This window comes from Mycobacterium sp. SMC-13, assembly GCF_045311035.1.
GTDB lineage: Bacteria > Actinomycetota > Actinomycetes > Mycobacteriales > Mycobacteriaceae > Mycobacterium.
Window position 1 is genome coordinate 58,800 of record NZ_JBJIAI010000020.1, and the last position, 13,913, is coordinate 72,712.

General features: G+C 66.3%; 22 protein-coding genes. 9 read left to right on the forward strand and 13 right to left on the reverse strand.

What is annotated here, in order from left to right; genetic code table 11:
- The first annotated feature begins 119 nt into the window (after window positions 1-119).
- Window positions 120-1,097, forward strand: coding sequence for a hypothetical protein (locus ACJH6I_RS24105; protein WP_406784633.1), 978 nt, complete (start codon window positions 120-122; stop codon window positions 1,095-1,097).
- Between the two features lie 61 nt (window positions 1,098-1,158).
- Here ACJH6I_RS24105 and ACJH6I_RS24110 read toward each other — a convergent pair whose 3' ends face one another.
- Window positions 1,159-1,326 carry a hypothetical protein gene (locus ACJH6I_RS24110; RefSeq protein ID WP_406784634.1) on the reverse strand — a complete coding sequence of 56 codons (168 nt, stop codon included), beginning with the start codon at window positions 1,324-1,326 and terminating at the stop codon, window positions 1,159-1,161.
- Window positions 1,327-1,918: 592 nt separating this feature from the next.
- On the opposite strand from ACJH6I_RS24110, the gene ACJH6I_RS24115 reads away from it, so the two are divergent.
- Window positions 1,919-2,278 carry a hypothetical protein gene (locus ACJH6I_RS24115; RefSeq protein WP_406784635.1) on the forward strand — a complete coding sequence of 120 codons (360 nt, stop codon included), beginning with the start codon at window positions 1,919-1,921 and terminating at the stop codon, window positions 2,276-2,278.
- A gap of 253 nt (window positions 2,279-2,531) precedes the next feature.
- Here the strand turns inward: ACJH6I_RS24115 and ACJH6I_RS24120 are convergent, their stop codons facing one another.
- Complete coding sequence (locus tag ACJH6I_RS24120; protein WP_406784636.1) at window positions 2,532-3,020, reverse strand: hypothetical protein; 489 nt, start codon at window positions 3,018-3,020, stop codon at window positions 2,532-2,534.
- Between the two features lie 236 nt (window positions 3,021-3,256).
- Here ACJH6I_RS24120 and ACJH6I_RS24125 point away from each other — a divergent pair, with 236 nt between their 5' ends.
- The 4 genes from ACJH6I_RS24125 (at window position 3,257) to ACJH6I_RS24140 (ending at window position 4,759) form a co-directional block, all read left to right on the forward strand.
- The gene (locus tag ACJH6I_RS24125; RefSeq protein ID WP_406784637.1) at window positions 3,257-3,562 is read left to right on the forward strand and encodes a hypothetical protein; all 306 of its coding nucleotides are present in this window, start codon (window positions 3,257-3,259) and stop codon (window positions 3,560-3,562) included.
- Window positions 3,563-3,571: 9 nt separating this feature from the next.
- Window positions 3,572-4,096, forward strand: coding sequence for a hypothetical protein (locus tag ACJH6I_RS24130; protein WP_406784638.1), 525 nt, complete (start codon window positions 3,572-3,574; stop codon window positions 4,094-4,096).
- The gene (locus ACJH6I_RS24135) at window positions 4,093-4,425 is read left to right on the forward strand and encodes a hypothetical protein (RefSeq protein WP_406784639.1); all 333 of its coding nucleotides are present in this window, start codon (window positions 4,093-4,095) and stop codon (window positions 4,423-4,425) included. Before ACJH6I_RS24130 ends, ACJH6I_RS24135 begins: the two co-directional genes overlap by 4 nt.
- Before the next feature lie 73 nt (window positions 4,426-4,498).
- Entirely contained in the window at window positions 4,499-4,759 is a 261-nt protein-coding gene (locus tag ACJH6I_RS24140; protein ID WP_406784640.1) for a hypothetical protein, read from the forward strand.
- A 93-nt stretch (window positions 4,760-4,852) separates the two neighbouring features.
- Here the strand turns inward: ACJH6I_RS24140 and ACJH6I_RS24145 are convergent, their stop codons facing one another.
- From ACJH6I_RS24145 to ACJH6I_RS24160, 4 genes are all read right to left on the reverse strand, one after another.
- On the reverse strand, window positions 4,853-5,149 hold the full coding sequence (locus ACJH6I_RS24145) for a hypothetical protein (protein WP_406784641.1): 297 nt from the start codon (window positions 5,147-5,149) through the stop codon (window positions 4,853-4,855).
- Window positions 5,146-5,703 carry a hypothetical protein gene (locus tag ACJH6I_RS24150; RefSeq protein WP_406784642.1) on the reverse strand — a complete coding sequence of 186 codons (558 nt, stop codon included), beginning with the start codon at window positions 5,701-5,703 and terminating at the stop codon, window positions 5,146-5,148. The genes ACJH6I_RS24145 and ACJH6I_RS24150 overlap by 4 nt, the downstream gene beginning before the upstream one ends.
- A 108-nt stretch (window positions 5,704-5,811) precedes the next feature.
- Window positions 5,812-6,471, reverse strand: a complete 660-nt coding sequence (locus ACJH6I_RS24155; RefSeq protein WP_406784643.1) for a hypothetical protein — start codon at window positions 6,469-6,471, stop codon at window positions 5,812-5,814.
- 18 nt (window positions 6,472-6,489) lie between these two features.
- Window positions 6,490-6,840 (reverse strand): hypothetical protein, encoded by a 351-nt coding sequence (locus ACJH6I_RS24160; RefSeq protein ID WP_406784644.1) that lies wholly within the window; start codon window positions 6,838-6,840, stop codon window positions 6,490-6,492.
- A 176-nt stretch (window positions 6,841-7,016) separates the two neighbouring features.
- Between ACJH6I_RS24160 and ACJH6I_RS24165 the strand changes: the two genes are divergently transcribed.
- Together ACJH6I_RS24165 and ACJH6I_RS24170 are read left to right on the forward strand one after the other, a co-directional pair.
- Complete coding sequence (locus ACJH6I_RS24165; RefSeq protein ID WP_406784645.1) at window positions 7,017-7,820, forward strand: hypothetical protein; 804 nt, start codon at window positions 7,017-7,019, stop codon at window positions 7,818-7,820.
- Window positions 7,820-8,092 (forward strand): hypothetical protein, encoded by a 273-nt coding sequence (locus tag ACJH6I_RS24170; protein WP_406784646.1) that lies wholly within the window; start codon window positions 7,820-7,822, stop codon window positions 8,090-8,092. The genes ACJH6I_RS24165 and ACJH6I_RS24170 overlap by 1 nt, the downstream gene beginning before the upstream one ends.
- A gap of 585 nt (window positions 8,093-8,677) precedes the next feature.
- Here ACJH6I_RS24170 and ACJH6I_RS24175 read toward each other — a convergent pair.
- The 7 genes from ACJH6I_RS24175 to ACJH6I_RS24205 all read right to left on the reverse strand — a co-directional run bounded on the left by ACJH6I_RS24175 (window position 8,678) and on the right by ACJH6I_RS24205 (window position 13,061).
- Window positions 8,678-9,139: a hypothetical protein gene (locus tag ACJH6I_RS24175; RefSeq protein ID WP_406784647.1), complete on the reverse strand. Its 462-nt coding sequence runs from the start codon at window positions 9,137-9,139 to the stop codon at window positions 8,678-8,680.
- Window positions 9,140-9,163: 24 nt separating this feature from the next.
- Window positions 9,164-9,976 (reverse strand): hypothetical protein, encoded by an 813-nt coding sequence (locus tag ACJH6I_RS24180; protein ID WP_406784648.1) that lies wholly within the window; start codon window positions 9,974-9,976, stop codon window positions 9,164-9,166.
- Between the two features lie 46 nt (window positions 9,977-10,022).
- The gene (locus ACJH6I_RS24185; protein ID WP_406784649.1) at window positions 10,023-10,676 is read right to left on the reverse strand and encodes a hypothetical protein; all 654 of its coding nucleotides are present in this window, start codon (window positions 10,674-10,676) and stop codon (window positions 10,023-10,025) included.
- Window positions 10,677-10,702: 26 nt separating this feature from the next.
- Window positions 10,703-11,251, reverse strand: coding sequence for a hypothetical protein (locus tag ACJH6I_RS24190; RefSeq protein ID WP_406784650.1), 549 nt, complete (start codon window positions 11,249-11,251; stop codon window positions 10,703-10,705).
- Complete coding sequence (locus ACJH6I_RS24195; protein ID WP_406784651.1) at window positions 11,248-11,553, reverse strand: hypothetical protein; 306 nt, start codon at window positions 11,551-11,553, stop codon at window positions 11,248-11,250. Before ACJH6I_RS24195 ends, ACJH6I_RS24190 begins: the two co-directional genes overlap by 4 nt.
- Before the next feature lie 76 nt (window positions 11,554-11,629).
- Entirely contained in the window at window positions 11,630-12,217 is a 588-nt protein-coding gene (locus ACJH6I_RS24200) for an exonuclease domain-containing protein (RefSeq protein WP_406784652.1), read from the reverse strand.
- Window positions 12,218-12,575: 358 nt separating this feature from the next.
- Entirely contained in the window at window positions 12,576-13,061 is a 486-nt protein-coding gene (locus tag ACJH6I_RS24205; protein ID WP_406784653.1) for a helix-turn-helix domain-containing protein, read from the reverse strand.
- Between the two features lie 95 nt (window positions 13,062-13,156).
- Between ACJH6I_RS24205 and ACJH6I_RS24210 the strand changes: the two genes are divergently transcribed.
- Window positions 13,157-13,891, forward strand: coding sequence for a hypothetical protein (locus ACJH6I_RS24210; RefSeq protein WP_406784654.1), 735 nt, complete (start codon window positions 13,157-13,159; stop codon window positions 13,889-13,891).
- Window positions 13,892-13,913 lie beyond the last annotated feature (22 nt).

Here is a 13,913-nt window from a genome sequence, read left to right on the forward strand (position 1 = left end):
CCAACACCGCCGGATGGGGCGTCGAACTCCGACGTCGCCGCGTCGGGAATCGACGCCCCGCCCGGCCCCGAAGTACCCACTTCACCCGCTCGGCACCGACCCTGCGGCATGATCGGCCGATGACCGAACTCACCCGCCACAGCACCGCCGTGCCCTCGGTCTACACGCTCATCGGCACCCTCGAAAACGACCTCACCGCAGCCCTGGGCTACACCCTCAGCCGCAGCGCCACCCTGCGCGCCACCATCCTGCGACGGGTCTGGCCGACCACCACACCGCCGCCCACCGACGACGCCACCCTGGAGCTCGAGGTCCGCGACACCGAAGGCCGCACCGACCTGGAAATGCGACTCCCCGGGGCCTTGGTGATCTTCGAGGCAAAACGCGGCTGGCTCGTACCCACCGCCGCCCAGCTCGCCAAGTACGCCGGCCGCATCGCCGAGCAGCCCGACGGCGGGCTGCTGGTCACGCTGTCGCAAGCCTCCACCGACCTGGCCACCGCCGCCGGCCTACCCACCAGCATCGACGGAAGCCCTGTCGTGCACCTGCCGTGGACCGCCGTCCTCGACGACATAACCGCCGCCCGCCGCATGTGCCGGGGCACCGAACGCGTCTGGCTCGATGAGTTGCAGGCCTATCTGAAAGAGGTGATCCAGATGCGCAAACCGGAAGACTGCAAGACCTACTGCGTCGTGCTCAACCAGGCCAAACCCGGGGACGGGGGAGAGCGCACATTCCTCGAGTACGTGACCGACGAGCACTGCTACTTCCACCCCTACGGCGCCGGCAACGGCTGGCCCACCGAGCCGCCCAACTTCATGGCGTTCCGCTGGGATGGGCACGTGCACCGCATCCACCGCGTCACCCACGCCGAAGTGATTCCCTCACTGCTGCACCGCTTTCCGGATGTACCGGCCACCGCGGTGACCACCACCCAGCACGCGTTGTACACCCTCGGGCCGCGCATTCCTCCTTTCGATCCGATCCCCACCGGCAAGAACTACCGCGCCGCACGCCTGTGGGTGCTGCTCGACCAACTGCAAACTGCGCCCACCCTCGCCGACGCGATCGAGGGGACCCGCCGGCTGCTCGGCTGAGCGGTTATGCATGCTGCATAACCGCTCGGTCACAAACACAACACCGCGTCATCACGGGCACCTACGCGCTGTGCACCAGCCACACCAGGGCTCCGATCGCCGCGGCGAGTGGGGTAGCGCCGATTGCGGCCAGTCCGGTGGTGGCCCCGGTCTTGGCGATACAGTAGAAGCACAGCCCCAGGTACACGAAGATGAACAGGCTGAGGATGACGATGGCGGCGATCTTCATGGAGATCGACCCCTTCCCGGTGGTTCTGCGGCCGAGTCTGCGACCCGGCCGTGCGCGCCCGGATATGTGTGGACGTCGCTACACATTCCGGTTGAGTTCGCCGCACTATTGCAGGACCGGGTGCAAACACGGCCCGGTGTGATCGGCCCGACCCTGTACAACGCCCACCGAGGACCCACCAACGCCCGTCACGTGACGAAATACTCCGAATGTCCCCGGGACAACTGAAACCGGCCACTGACCCGCCCACGGCTTCGAGGTTGCGCAGATCGCAGCGCCCCGAGACCAGCTTCTGTTTCTGGCCCCGCGCCCGGCGAGGTCACTGCACACCTTCAAATCCCCCGGCCGCCGCCTACCAGGCGTCAGCCCTCCCGAGCCCGTTTGACGGGTAGCCCTGGAGCCTCCCAATATGCAGCGTGCATCACGGGCCGGTCACATCAACCGGTGCGCCGGGCGCCCCACCAGCGCTTATCGGTGCGCCACCCGTGCGCCAGAACCCTGGCGCACCCATCCCGGACCGCGCCAACCCGGATCGCCGCACGCGCCACCAGGGTTCGTCCATCGTGTCGCATGCGCCACCTACCGTTGATCCATGAACATCGTCGACCAGCTCGTGATCGGCTATCACTGGTCGCCCCGCACCCGGCACACCGCGATCCGCAACACCGGTCTCATTATCGGCTGCCCGCCCGTGGTCAATGCCGCAGGAGGCAACGACTACCGCAGCACCTGGGTGTCACTGTCGCCCACGCCGTCGCAGGCATGGTGGTTGTCCGGGGATGCGCTGGCCGTCGGCGGCTTCACTGCCGAAAGCGCTACCTGGGATCTGTGGGAAGTCGACCTCACTGGCATCGACACCCGCCACGTCATGAGCGGCTACCCCGAAATCCAAGCGCTGCACAACATCCCACCGGATCGGCTCACCTGGATCGCCAGCCGGGACATCACGTGAGCCACCGCCGCGCGGCGGCCACCGGCGACCACCCACTACCGCTCGAATGCGCCGGCTGCGCCCGGGCCTGGCCAGACCAATGCCGCTGCCCCCACCCGGGAACATGCCGTGGCTGCGGCACGCCGCTGCGCAAGCCGTATGCCGTCACCGCCGGCTATTGCACCCTCTCTTGTTTCCTGCAGCAGCCCGCCACCCAGTAGGTGGAACCCGCAGCCAGACCCCCTCGCGTTGCGCCCCACCACCGGCTGATGGTTCACCCAGGTTGGACGACCTCAAAGCAGCGCGCCGCATCCCACGACGCACCTCGCGGCGTGTCCCACACCTCGAGCTGTTTGATCGGAGCCGGCCCGGGCGCCGACAGTGGATAGCTGCCGGCAGGCGGATGCTCTAACGCCCAGTCGTACTCCCACCGCTTGCGGTCGATCGCTTCGAGCGCTCGCTGTCGTGCGGCGCCGCGCTCTTGCGCGGAGTCGTAGCAGTGCACCCCTGGGCGCAGCAATTGTTCAACGGACGCATCATGATTCGACAGCATCTCACCAGACCGGCTGTCAAACCACGCGGTAAGCACAAGCATCGCGATCCCCATAAAAATAATGGCGATCACCACTACCTTGAGTTGGAACATTTCGTCTTTTGATTGCGACGCTTGCGTTTTCAGTGCCTCGATTTCGGACTCCGCTGCAGCGAGCCGCCCTTCGAGCGTCGGCTCGGCTTCGGTATCGGTTTTCGTATCGTGCGCCATGGTTGTCCCCCGAACGTGGTCGATGTCGGGACTGTACCGCCGACGACCGACTTCCCGCAGTCACCTTTCCGAGGCCTCGGGCCGCCGCTGAGAGGTTGGCCATCGTGTCCGGCCTTGGCCTTAGCCTCACATCAGCAGGTGAAAAGCACACACCGAAAGGGGGCTCCGGTGGCCAACCACCTCAACAACGTTCGTCGGCATCGTCGACCAGCCGACACGCAAGAGCCGAGACAGCCATGACTGATCCAATCGTGTTGAGCGCCACCAGCATCTACTCACTGGTGCGCTGGCACGACGAGCAGCAGGTCCCCGATTCGGTCCGCGTCCTGCGGATCGCTGCCGACAGCGGCCAAGCCGTACAGGCGTACCTGCAATGGACCGGCGCCGACTCGCACAACGGCATCACCCTCGACGACATCTACGCCCATCTCGCCGCCACCGCCCTCAGCGCACTCGTAGCGATCGGGTCCCTCGGCGGCGACCCCACCACCGAGATCAGCAAGCACCTCACCGACATCACCCACCGCCTCCATCTGCCCTGAAAGGCACCCATGCCCCGCATCAGCCGCACCGCTGTCCTTGACGCACTCGCACGCCACGTCCCCGAGATCGGGTTCGACATCGTCGACGTCGTCCACGTCGCGATTGCTGACACCCGCTGCAAGGTCTCGGTGAAGACCGATCAGCCCGGCGTCGACGCCGCACAGGTGTGCATCGGGAAAGGCGGCTTCCGCGTCCGGGCCGCCGCCACCACGTTGGCCTTGGATTCGATGTCGATCGTCACTTACAGCGAGGACCCCACCACTTACCTGGCCAACGCCATTGGCGCACACAACATCACACCGCTGAGTGTCACGATCACCGATACCGCCGAGCGCCATGCGCGGATCGTTTTCGACACCACCCCCACCGCCGGCCGGCCGTCGCCGTACGTTCGGGCCATCGGTGCCCGCGGGCTAAACGTCCGCCTGGCTTCGTTCCTCACCGGCTGGCACATCCAGCTCTGCACCCCACTGTGCACCACCGACCGGTGCATTCACCCCACACCAGCGGCCCCCCGAGCGATCGCCTCATGACGTCAACATCATCAGTCGAAATCTGGCAGGACGCCGACACCGGATGGCTGCACTGTGAGCTCGGCACCATCTCTCCGGCGAACGTCTGGCGCACCGACCCCGGCCGCATCCACGACATGGGGGAGCTGATTCTGGTCACCGTCCCGTTCGCGCGCGACACCCGCAACCTCGCCGAACTCGGCATCGAATTCACCGTCACCGACGGCGTGGCCCGCACCGTGGCCACCAACGGAACCTGGCACCACCGTCTCCAGCCCGCCCACTGGCGCGCCGGACTCGTCCCGAAGGGTTGGTCCGAGACCATCATGCTCGGCCGAGCACAGCACTGACCGCTAACAGCCATGCCCAGAGACTCAAGGAGAGAGACCGATGAAACACCCACGCACAGTTGCGATTTCCGATGTGCAGAGAGATGACGCACCGGCTGTCGAGGCACCCGAGGACGATTCGTGGTCGTACACCGATGAAAAGGCCGTTCCGGCAACCGTGACCGTTGAGCCGACCGCCAGCAATGCCTACGGCCCGCCGATCTTCCTGAAAATCCAGCGCGGTGACGATGCCGTCGGCGTCTGGCTCGACCGAGACACCTGGGAAGCGATGTACCAGGCGGGTATTGCCGCCCACGATGTTCGCGTCGAACTTACCGAGCAGGGCTGGACATAGCGACGCTGCTGCACCCGTAGCATCAGCTTCCAGCGAGTGGATGACTGACGCGGGTGCATCCGTGACTGGAATCCCTGTCTTGAGGACGCGGCGTTAGGTGCTGGCGAGGCCAGCGCGTTCTGCGGCTTTGTTGTGGGCGTGGCGGTAGCGCACGAACGCCAGCTTGCCGATGGGGATGGTCAGCGGCCACAGCAGTGGCGTAGGCAGCCAGAGAGCGAGGAAGGCCGACCAACTGCGTACCAGCAGAGGCGGTTTGGTGTAGGGACTGCGGTACTGGGCTTTCCAGTGTTCGGAGGGGTGTTGGCGCCATTGTTCTTTCATGATGAATGCGCCGAATCCGATGTATCCGAACAGGACTGGCGTAGCCACTCCGAGTAGGTAGTTGGTCATGCGGTGGGCTTCCAGAGGACGTGGGCTGGGTAGGCCTCGGGCGGGAAGTAGTCCGAGGGCAAGGGTTCAGTGTCGCCGGGGGCGTACCAGTTGAGCTCGTCGAACTGGTAGACCAGGCGGGTCTTTCCGCGCAGGCCCGGCCCGCGGAATTGGACGACGGACATGTTGGGCAGTGCACCGAGTTCTTCTGTGTCGCTGACCGTTTCAGTCACATCATGCTCGTGGAGGGCGGCTTGCACGTGTTCGGTGTTGTGGGGGTGGCTGCGCCAGCGTGTGGTGATTCGGTAGTTGCCTACGTTGTCTCGCCTGATGTCGCCGTGGGATTGGACGGCGGTGAGCAGCTTTCTCGTGCGGTCGGCTTCGAAGTCGAGCTCGTAGTTGAGCTCGCTGGCGAGCTCACCGGGGGTGTGCCATTGGTCATCGGCCAGGAGTTCAGCGACGATCCGTGTCGCTATGGCGCAATCGGTTTCGCGGTGGATGTCGAATCCGCTCCACGGTCTGATCGGTGGCGGGCTGGTGCACGGGTAGGCGGGGTCGTTACGGACACTGGTCATGGGGAGCTCCTACGGTAGGTGAGCAGCCGCACTGGGCCTCTCGGTGTTTCGGCGCGCCAGTCCGATAGTCATGTCCGTGCGCCGGCTGGGAGCGGATTGCCCGCGGGGTCACTGTTGCGCCCCGGGCATCGGGTCACCGTGGGCGGCGCAGAGCCAGTATGGCTGGGGCCAAGGCTTGCGCCGGCGGTGATCGACGTGGGGCATGACGTAGTGGATTCCGGGTTCGCCGCAGTCACGGCAGCGCGGCTGCTGAGGACGGGGTGGTGTGGTGAAGCGGCTGTGGGCATCGATTAGTTGTCCACCGGCGGGGTCCTCCCGGGGTGCGTCTAGGTCGACGATCTCGCCACGGTAGGGCGGGACGTCCGATTCAGGCCTGCGTGTTGCGCCGGTAGCGTCGGGCCCGGGGTGGTCGCTGACGTCGGGGTCAGGGTCGGGCTGATACCGCCAGTAGGCGCCGCGGTTCGGGCCGGCGGACCGGATGATCCATTCCACACTGCGCTGTTTAGCCAGGGAACGCAGGCCCGGATAGGCCTGGCTGTACCAGCACGCGTGGGTGCAATCGGAACCTGGGGGTGCTGTGCAGCCCTCGAGGAGGGAGACCGGGACGAAGCGTGTCTTGTCGTGGGCGCGGCGGAACGTGTGGTTGCAGCCGTACTGTTTGGTCAACTGCGCCAACACTTCTCGTGTGGACAGTTCCTCGGGGTAGGCGTCGGACAAGACGCGGACGATGTTGTTTCGGACGCGCTGCGTGATCGGGTGGATGCTCATGGTGTTTCCTCGGGGTACTCACGGCACGTGGGTGAATCTGTCGTGCGGTTCGTCCGTGGTGGGTTGCACGGGTGGGTCGAATTCGGTTGTGCTGCAGTGCTTGCAGCTGCGCATCTGGCCCGGCAGGGTCAGGTGTTCGAGGGATTGCCAGGGCGTCCAGTCGTGACCGACGAGGCTGCAGCCAATATGGCTTTGACACTCGGGGCACAGCACTCTGGTTCCGGTGACTGCCCAGTCGTTGGCTGTGAGGTCGTCCTCGAGTCCTTTGGCGTCGGGGTAGTGGACGATGACGCTGTCGTCTTCGCAGCCGCCGAACCCGGCATCGCATTCGTCGCAGCGCGCCTCGAAGCAGACGGTGGTGTGGATCATCGGGCATCTCCCGGGGTAGGGGCGTGGCGGCGGGTAGCCCTTGGGGTTCCGATGAATCGCATGTGCCAGATGGTGCCTCGCAGGTTGGACACGACCTAGCGATCGCGTTTTCGGTGCTGGTCGGGGGCTGGGGAGACATCGGCCGCGGTGTCGCACCGAGCGGGCATCATGAGGCCATGGAGGAGATTCGGACCACCGCTGAGGTTTTCGACGAGGACTTCGGCCGGGGCAATGGCTGGCGGCGCACTGAGGTGAGGGCGCAGGGCCGGCAGGTTCAGCCGAACTCCATCCACACAGTCGCGATCCCTCGGTACGGGTACACGTGGCTCCAGGTGTCGTTGTGTCCGGTCAGCGCCGGGCTGTGGGTCGTGATGTGGATCAACACGATGGCGCTGATGTTCTACGGGATGGCGTACGTGACCAGGAACGTCACGACGGCGGTCGGTGAGCTCAGCGTGCGGCAGCTCGAAGCGTGGGCTCACCAGGTCGGTGTTGAGTGCGGCGATCTGCTGGCGGGCCAGTTTTCCGGCGTCGTCGGGTACCCGCCGGGGCCGGCGGCGGCGGCAACGTTGGCGGCGGGGGCGTTCGTGGGCCGGCGGGTGGTGCGGGCCGTGTCCTCGGGTCTGGCTCCGCGGCGCCAGACAGTTCACATGCCTCCTACGGCCGCCGCTCCGGCAGCGAAGCCGCGCACCCACCTCGACGGTGTCATCCCTTGCCTGGCCGAAGCTCGTGAGAAGCGGGCGGCCAGGATCGCCGGGGTACAGGCGGCGCTGGCCCAGCTGGATGCTGAATGGCTCTCGTATGAAATGGATTTGGACGCCTACTACCTCACCAAGCCGTTGCTGCGCGACCCGGCGGTGGCGCAGACCGCGGCCTACCGGTCGGCGCTGTATGAGCTGCGAGCCCTGGCCGAGGACTTGGGGAGTCGTCGGCTGCGGCCGAACTCGATGAGGCCGAGCGGGCCGCGGAAGCGGCGTTGATGGCTTGGGGCGCAGCCAACGATCACGCGCTGGCGGTCGGGCTGTCTGACCGCAGTCCGACCGAGCGGGCGGCACTGCGGCGGCTGCATGCACTGACCGCTCAGTTAGCTGACCCATCGACCCCGAAGCCGATGTGGCCCAGCCTGATTGGGGCGATCACCCGCGAGATGAGCAAGCTCGCGACCGTGCCGGCGTCGTGGGAACATTTGTCGCGGGTGCCGGCGCTGGAGCAGCGCAATCCCGTGGCGATCGCGGCCACGGACTCGGAGTAGACGGTCATGCCGGCCGGCGGGGATCAACTCGGGTTTGAGTTGTGAACGCGAGCACGATCTACCGCCGCGCTGGGACGGGCTGCGTGTGGAGTGGGGCGACTGGGAGGACACCGGCCGCATGTTCATCTGCCCGTCCCCGAAAAAGCCGTCACGGTGCGGAAAATGCGGTAGTACGCGGCCGCCGATGATTTGTTCTGGCCGGGTGTGGACCGACTCGAGTACGGCGGTACGTGCAATTGGGCGGGCGCGGTTACAGGGTGGCCGGCATCTGGTCGGGTTGATGTCGGCGTTCCGTTGCCCCGAGTGTGAGCACGACAGCGTGATCGACTGCAATGGGCGGCCATGGGATTTGGACGAAACGGACTATTCGGACGAGGGTTCGTTCGATGTGTCCGGGTAGCCGCCACGGCCGTGGGCCGGCGGTGGCCGACCTGGTGCCGGCTCAGCGTGTGTCCCGGTCGAGGATGTGGGCCAGTTTCGGGCGGTGATGGCGACCCCGCTGGTGTGTGCACAGCGGCTGGGTAGGGCGGTGGCGAGCAGTGCCTTCGCGAGGTCGGGGGGCGTGGGTGCTCAGGTTGGTGGTGATTACGTTTGAGGGTTGGTCCAGGGTTGTTGGGCTCGGCGGATCGCTTCGGCGTTCTCGGCGATCGCTTGGCGACGCTGGATTCGGAGGTCTCGGGCGAATCGGCGCTGCAGGGTGTGTTTCTGGCGGTTGCTCAGGAGCGGGTGTTTGAGGATGTCGAGCTGGTGGGTGGTCAGGGCGGCGGGTTCGCCGGCGCCGTCGCGGCCAGTGATGACGATGTTTCCGCGCAGGATGGGAACGTCGCGGGCGGTGAATTCGGTTGTGGCCAGCAGGAGTTCGGTGGCCATGGTGTTGGGGCGCATGAAGGCTCGGTTGGTGCTGCGGGTGAACCAGAACACGATGCGGTCGGCGGTGGTGCAAGTTTCCAGCTGGGTGTCGCGAACCAGTTCGACGATGCCGTCGGGGGGTCGCACATCGACGAGGTACAGGGTGCCGGTGTGACTGGCGTGAGCTACGCGGAGCATCGGTGTGGCCCTTTCGTTAGTGGGTCAGCTGGTCAGGGCGCGGCGGTGCACGGCGGCGATGCTCTTGGTGACGTTGGCGGTGAATCGTTCGGGAACGATAGCGCCGGCGGTGTCGAGCAGGCTCAGTGCCTTGGTCAGGGCGTTGTGGGCAGCCGTTTCGGTGACCGCGGGGTCGTGAGCCTGGCGCATCAGCTTTTGGGCCTGGTCGAGCTTGCGGCGTTCGTTGTCGGTGAGCCAGTGGTCGCCGTGGCTGATGCCCAATCGCGCTTTGCGGCGGGCGTTTTCGTCGGCGACGCCGAAGGCCCGTTGGGCGGCCTTGGCCGCGTCGACGAACTTGATGATGATGTCGGTGTCGGCGGGAACACTCTCGGTGCGCAGGTTTCGCGCGGTGTCGTAGGCGGTGTAGAACGCCGCGGTGGCTGGCTCATTGACGTCGGCCAGCAGGCGGCGGGTGAAGTACACCGATTCGGGGTCGGTCTCGAATTCCATCAGGGCTTCGCTGGTCTCGGCCAGGGCCTGGGTGCCGCGCTGCCACAGTTCGGCCTGGCCGGCCAGGCGGGCGGTGGCGGCGCGTTTTTCCATGGCGCGAGTGGTTCGCCGGCGGACCAGGACGATGCCCATCGGGATCGCCACGCACAGGGTGAGCGCGATGACGCCGACGACGGCCACGGTGGCCATGTCGACGGGTGCGGCCGGCGGCGGTGGTCCGGCTGGGGCCGGGGTGGCTTGTTTGGCCACTTCCTGCATGCTGCTCATCAGCCGGGGCAGGGTGGTGATTATGGTCAGCACGATCAGACCGCCCATGACCGTGGTGATGATCGATCCGAATCCGCGCATCAGAGAATGCCTTTCGATGAGCTTGGTGGGGTTGGCCGGGCGGTGGTCATCGCAGGCCCAGTCGATCGAGGGCGGTGGTCCAGTCGGTGGCGATCGCGTTCTGGGCATCGACCAGGGGGACGCGGCCGGAGCAGACCGCTGCGGAAAGTTTGTTCTCCACAATGTCTTTCGGGTTGTTCACACCGTCTTTGGGTTTGCGGCCCGGGCTGGGTGGCTCGACCCAGAGGTTGCGGGGGTCGTTGGGGTCGCCGCCGAGCACCAGGCTCACGAGGTGGTCGTACTCAGCGTCGGCCATATCGCCTGTGAATGAGTAACTTTGGGCGTTCGCGCGCTTTTCAGGGCGCGTGATTTCCACGCCCGGGCGGATCGACTTGGTGTAGCCCGCTTTGCAGACGGTGCTGGCGAGGGTTTTCTGGGTGACCTTGGGGCTGATGGCTCCGGGGGTGCAGCGCGGATCCGGTAGTGGTTCGCCGGCAGGGGTGTAGCGGTAGTGGCAGCTGCCGGCCGGGGGCTGGGGCTGCACGGTGTAGTTGGTGGGTCCGGGCCCCACGGCGAGCGGCCCGCCTGCCGGCGTGGGTGCGGTTTGACTGCCGGCGGCCTTCATCACCTGGAAACCGTGCTGGGCGGGCCCAGCGGCGCAGCCTGTGAGGGCGAGCGCTGCGGCCGCGGCGGCGGTGAGGGTGATGGGGAGGCGGTTCATGGAGGCCTTTCGTACAGAGGGTGGGTTCAGCGGCGGGCGAGCACGTCGGAGAGGCCACCGAGGTCGGACATCATGCGGTAGGTCAGCCCTGCCAACTCTTTGTGGTCGAGCTGCACGTAGAAGGCGTAGGCGCGGGCGGCGATGGTGATGATCTGCACCAGGAATTGCCGTTCACGGTCGGACTCGGTGCTGTTGAGGTAGACGCTGAATGCGCGGGTGAGGTCGCGGTCGAGTCCGCGGGCCGTGTCTAAGTCGTCACCGGCGAGGTCGGCGAAGCGAATACCCGCCTCGATGTGATTGGCGAATGTCATTCGCCAGATGTCGGGGTTTGCGTTGCGGCAGTCGGTGCCGTTGGCCGACATACGGAGCTTGGCCAGCTGGGCACGAAGGTCGATGCCCAGCTGGGGGTGGGTGGCTTCGCAGGAGTCGGCGTAGGCGGCCAGCGCGACGCGGGCGTGGGGGTCTTTGCCGTAGCGCAGGATGAACAGTGGCCCGGGCACGGGGGTTCCGTCGGCCTTGGTAACGATGTATTTGGCGTAGAGGCCGCGGTTTTCGTCGGACAGGGTGCTGGTCATGGTCGGAGCCCTTTCGGTGTGCGGTGATGGTCGGCGGACCGGGCGGCCCGGAGCTGTCGTGAGCCGGCGGCCAGGGTGGTGGTGGTCCAGACGGCAATGGCAACGACGGGCACCAAGGTGTCGACGACGGTCGGTGTTTCGCAGCCGTGGGTGCTGATGCAGCTGGCGGTCAGTGCGATCAGGAAGGCGATGCCGGTAGCGGGAAGGGCCGCGCACAGGCCGATGACCATCGCGGAGGCCGCGTGGCTCGCGATCAGCAGAACCGGGTGGTTCCGCTGAGGCTGTGGGTGGATGTCCTGCATCGGCCGACGGTAACGCCGGAGTCGGACACGGTGGCCAATGTCTTGCGTAGCAACGGTTTTCGGCGCTCTGGTGGGGCTAGGCCGCGTGGCGAGCGGTGGAAAAGACCGGTGTGGCGAGGGTGTGTGGCGCGCGCAGGGGCAGCGCGATGCTGCGGTGCGCGGCAGTGGTCAGGGCGTGGCGCAGGATGGCGGCCAGGACGCGGGCGTCGTCGAGTGCTTCGTGGGGGTTGGTTTGGGTGATGCCCCAGTGGTGGGCCAGGGCGGCCAGGCTGAGGCTGTTGGTGCCGAGGTTGAGGCGTCGGGCGAGTTCGACGGTGCATAAGGCGGTGGTCACGGGTAGTTCGGTGCCCGAGCGTCGGGCTTCGGCGGCCAGGAACGCGTAGTCGAAAGCGACGTTGTGGGCCACCAGGATTCGGCCGCGCAGGAGGTCGGCGAGGGCCGGGGCGATGGTGGCGTAGTCGGGTTGACCGGCGAGCATCGCGGGGGTGAGGCCGTGGATGTTGGTGGGCCCGGGGTCGACGCCGGGGTTGAGCAGGGTGTGCAGGGTGCGGTCGACGGTGCCATCGGGGTGCAGGGTGAGGGCGGCGATGCTCAGGACCCGGTCGGTTTGGGGGTCGGTGCCGGAGGTTTCGACATCGACGACGACGTAGTCACTGGTGGTCATGGGTTCAGCTTGCCGGGTGGGGCCGACAAGTAGAGGTGTCGGGTTGGCGGCGGTGTGTTCGGCGCCACCAGGCAATCGTTATCGAATCGTTATGGTTCGGCTGTCGGAATTGCCTTTGCCAACTTTCGTGACTTTCCCTTGCCTGGCTGTTGGAATTTTGGTGTCAGGACCTCCCCTTGGGAGGGTTTACCGTTGAGAAATGGGAGGAGTTATGGGGGTGAATCGACGCGCTAACTGGGCTTTTGGCGGCCTTTTAGGCGCGTCGGACCATGCCCCTGCGCACGTTGGCTGTGGTAGCGGAATTCGTACCTTCCTGCGGTTTTCCAGCCCATTGAGTTTGCTGGAGTCACGGTATGGGCTACGCGGTCGTTCCGGGCGGGCGTTGGCGAGCCCGTTCGTAGGCGGCCCGGTACTCCGCAGGACTGATGCCCAGCAGGCCGGCGAGGGTGGTCGCGTTGGCGTCGGTGAGCGCGGAGTCGGCGCGTTCGATGCCTTTGAGGGTGCTGGTGGCGATGCCGGCCGCGGCGGCCAGTTCGGGCTGGGTCATGCCTCGTATGACGCGCCAGTCTCCGGGGTAGCGCTCGTCGACGGGCACTTTGACGACCTGCTCAATGGGGGTCTTGAGGTAGGCCATGACACGGGCGAGCAGGTCGATTTGCGGGGTTCCCTTGCCGCGCTCCCAGTTGAAGAGGGAGGCCTGGGAGACGGCGGTCATGCGGGCCAGGTCGGCCACGCTGATGTTGGTGTTGCGGCGGGCCTCGGCGAAGGCTTCTGCGCTGAATCCGCGCAGGACTCGGCGCGTCATGCGCGGCCTGCGGATCGGGTCATAGTCAGACAGGTTCACCGAACGCCCCTCAAATCTGTCAATGTTGGTGTCTTACTTTTTCGTCTTAGTTTAGAGTATGGTATCGGCAGGACCGCATGATGAGGAGGGATTCGGTGAAGTTGCCACACCTGTTGCCGCAGCGTCCGATGCCCGTGATGCCGGAACTGGCCGGTTTCGAGCCCCGCTACGACACCATCTCGGCCATCCCGACGAACGCCCAACCCACCGAGGGCCTGCGCCCGCTGTACTGGTGGGCACGCGACCTGCGCAGCCGCGGCGACATCTTGACCGACGTCCGATTCGACATCGCCACCAAGGCCGCGACTGTGACCGTGCGCCTGGCCTCGTACCAGAGCGTCACTGTGGTGCGCCGCGCCGACCTCGCCGCCGCGCTGCCAAGCGACCTTCCGTCACTGATTGCCGAGGCGATCTGGCGCCTGGGCGCGCTGGGCTGGACCGCCGATCTGTTCTCGATCATCAAGCTGCTCGGCCAGCAGGGGCTGATCGTTACCCCGGCCCCGGTACGGCAGTGCACCGACTTCATCCCCGGATGGCTCACCCAGCCCGACCGACGCGTGCGGATGGCCTACTGGTGGGCTCAGACCCTCAAACGGCACGGCTGGAAGCTCTACGGCTGCGGCGACCCGATCGCTCGTGGTGGGTTCGTCGCCGAGATTCCGAACGCTGACGGCGGACGGGACCTGGTGATCTACCCGGGCACCATGCCCAGCGATCACACCGAGGCGTCGGCATTGGCCAAACACCTTTCCCGGCTGGACAAGAACCAGCGGCGTTTGGTGGCAGAACTGATCGGTGACACCGTCACCGGCGAAGGCCGGGTGAGCTGATCATGGCCGGCGCGTACAGGTT

Coding starts and splice junctions, on each gene's coding strand:
- ACJH6I_RS24195 (WP_406784651.1), bottom strand. CDS start 11,553: ATGCAGGACATCCACCCACAGCCTCAGCGGAACCACCCGGTTCTGCTG.
- ACJH6I_RS24175 (WP_406784647.1), bottom strand. CDS start 9,139: ATGCTCCGCGTAGCTCACGCCAGTCACACCGGCACCCTGTACCTCGTC.
- ACJH6I_RS24115 (WP_406784635.1), top strand. CDS start 1,919: ATGAACATCGTCGACCAGCTCGTGATCGGCTATCACTGGTCGCCCCGC.
- ACJH6I_RS24200 (WP_406784652.1), bottom strand. CDS start 12,217: ATGACCACCAGTGACTACGTCGTCGTCGATGTCGAAACCTCCGGCACC.
- ACJH6I_RS24130 (WP_406784638.1), top strand. CDS start 3,572: ATGCCCCGCATCAGCCGCACCGCTGTCCTTGACGCACTCGCACGCCAC.
- ACJH6I_RS24165 (WP_406784645.1), top strand. CDS start 7,017: ATGGAGGAGATTCGGACCACCGCTGAGGTTTTCGACGAGGACTTCGGC.
- ACJH6I_RS24155 (WP_406784643.1), bottom strand. CDS start 6,471: ATGAGCATCCACCCGATCACGCAGCGCGTCCGAAACAACATCGTCCGC.
- ACJH6I_RS24185 (WP_406784649.1), bottom strand. CDS start 10,676: ATGAACCGCCTCCCCATCACCCTCACCGCCGCCGCGGCCGCAGCGCTC.
- ACJH6I_RS24145 (WP_406784641.1), bottom strand. CDS start 5,149: ATGACCAACTACCTACTCGGAGTGGCTACGCCAGTCCTGTTCGGATAC.
- ACJH6I_RS24105 (WP_406784633.1), top strand. CDS start 120: ATGACCGAACTCACCCGCCACAGCACCGCCGTGCCCTCGGTCTACACG.
- ACJH6I_RS24135 (WP_406784639.1), top strand. CDS start 4,093: ATGACGTCAACATCATCAGTCGAAATCTGGCAGGACGCCGACACCGGA.
- ACJH6I_RS24125 (WP_406784637.1), top strand. CDS start 3,257: ATGACTGATCCAATCGTGTTGAGCGCCACCAGCATCTACTCACTGGTG.
- ACJH6I_RS24160 (WP_406784644.1), bottom strand. CDS start 6,840: ATGATCCACACCACCGTCTGCTTCGAGGCGCGCTGCGACGAATGCGAT.
- ACJH6I_RS24180 (WP_406784648.1), bottom strand. CDS start 9,976: ATGCGCGGATTCGGATCGATCATCACCACGGTCATGGGCGGTCTGATC.
- ACJH6I_RS24120 (WP_406784636.1), bottom strand. CDS start 3,020: ATGGCGCACGATACGAAAACCGATACCGAAGCCGAGCCGACGCTCGAA.
- ACJH6I_RS24110 (WP_406784634.1), bottom strand. CDS start 1,326: ATGAAGATCGCCGCCATCGTCATCCTCAGCCTGTTCATCTTCGTGTAC.
- ACJH6I_RS24150 (WP_406784642.1), bottom strand. CDS start 5,703: ATGACCAGTGTCCGTAACGACCCCGCCTACCCGTGCACCAGCCCGCCA.
- ACJH6I_RS24190 (WP_406784650.1), bottom strand. CDS start 11,251: ATGACCAGCACCCTGTCCGACGAAAACCGCGGCCTCTACGCCAAATAC.
- ACJH6I_RS24170 (WP_406784646.1), top strand. CDS start 7,820: ATGGCTTGGGGCGCAGCCAACGATCACGCGCTGGCGGTCGGGCTGTCT.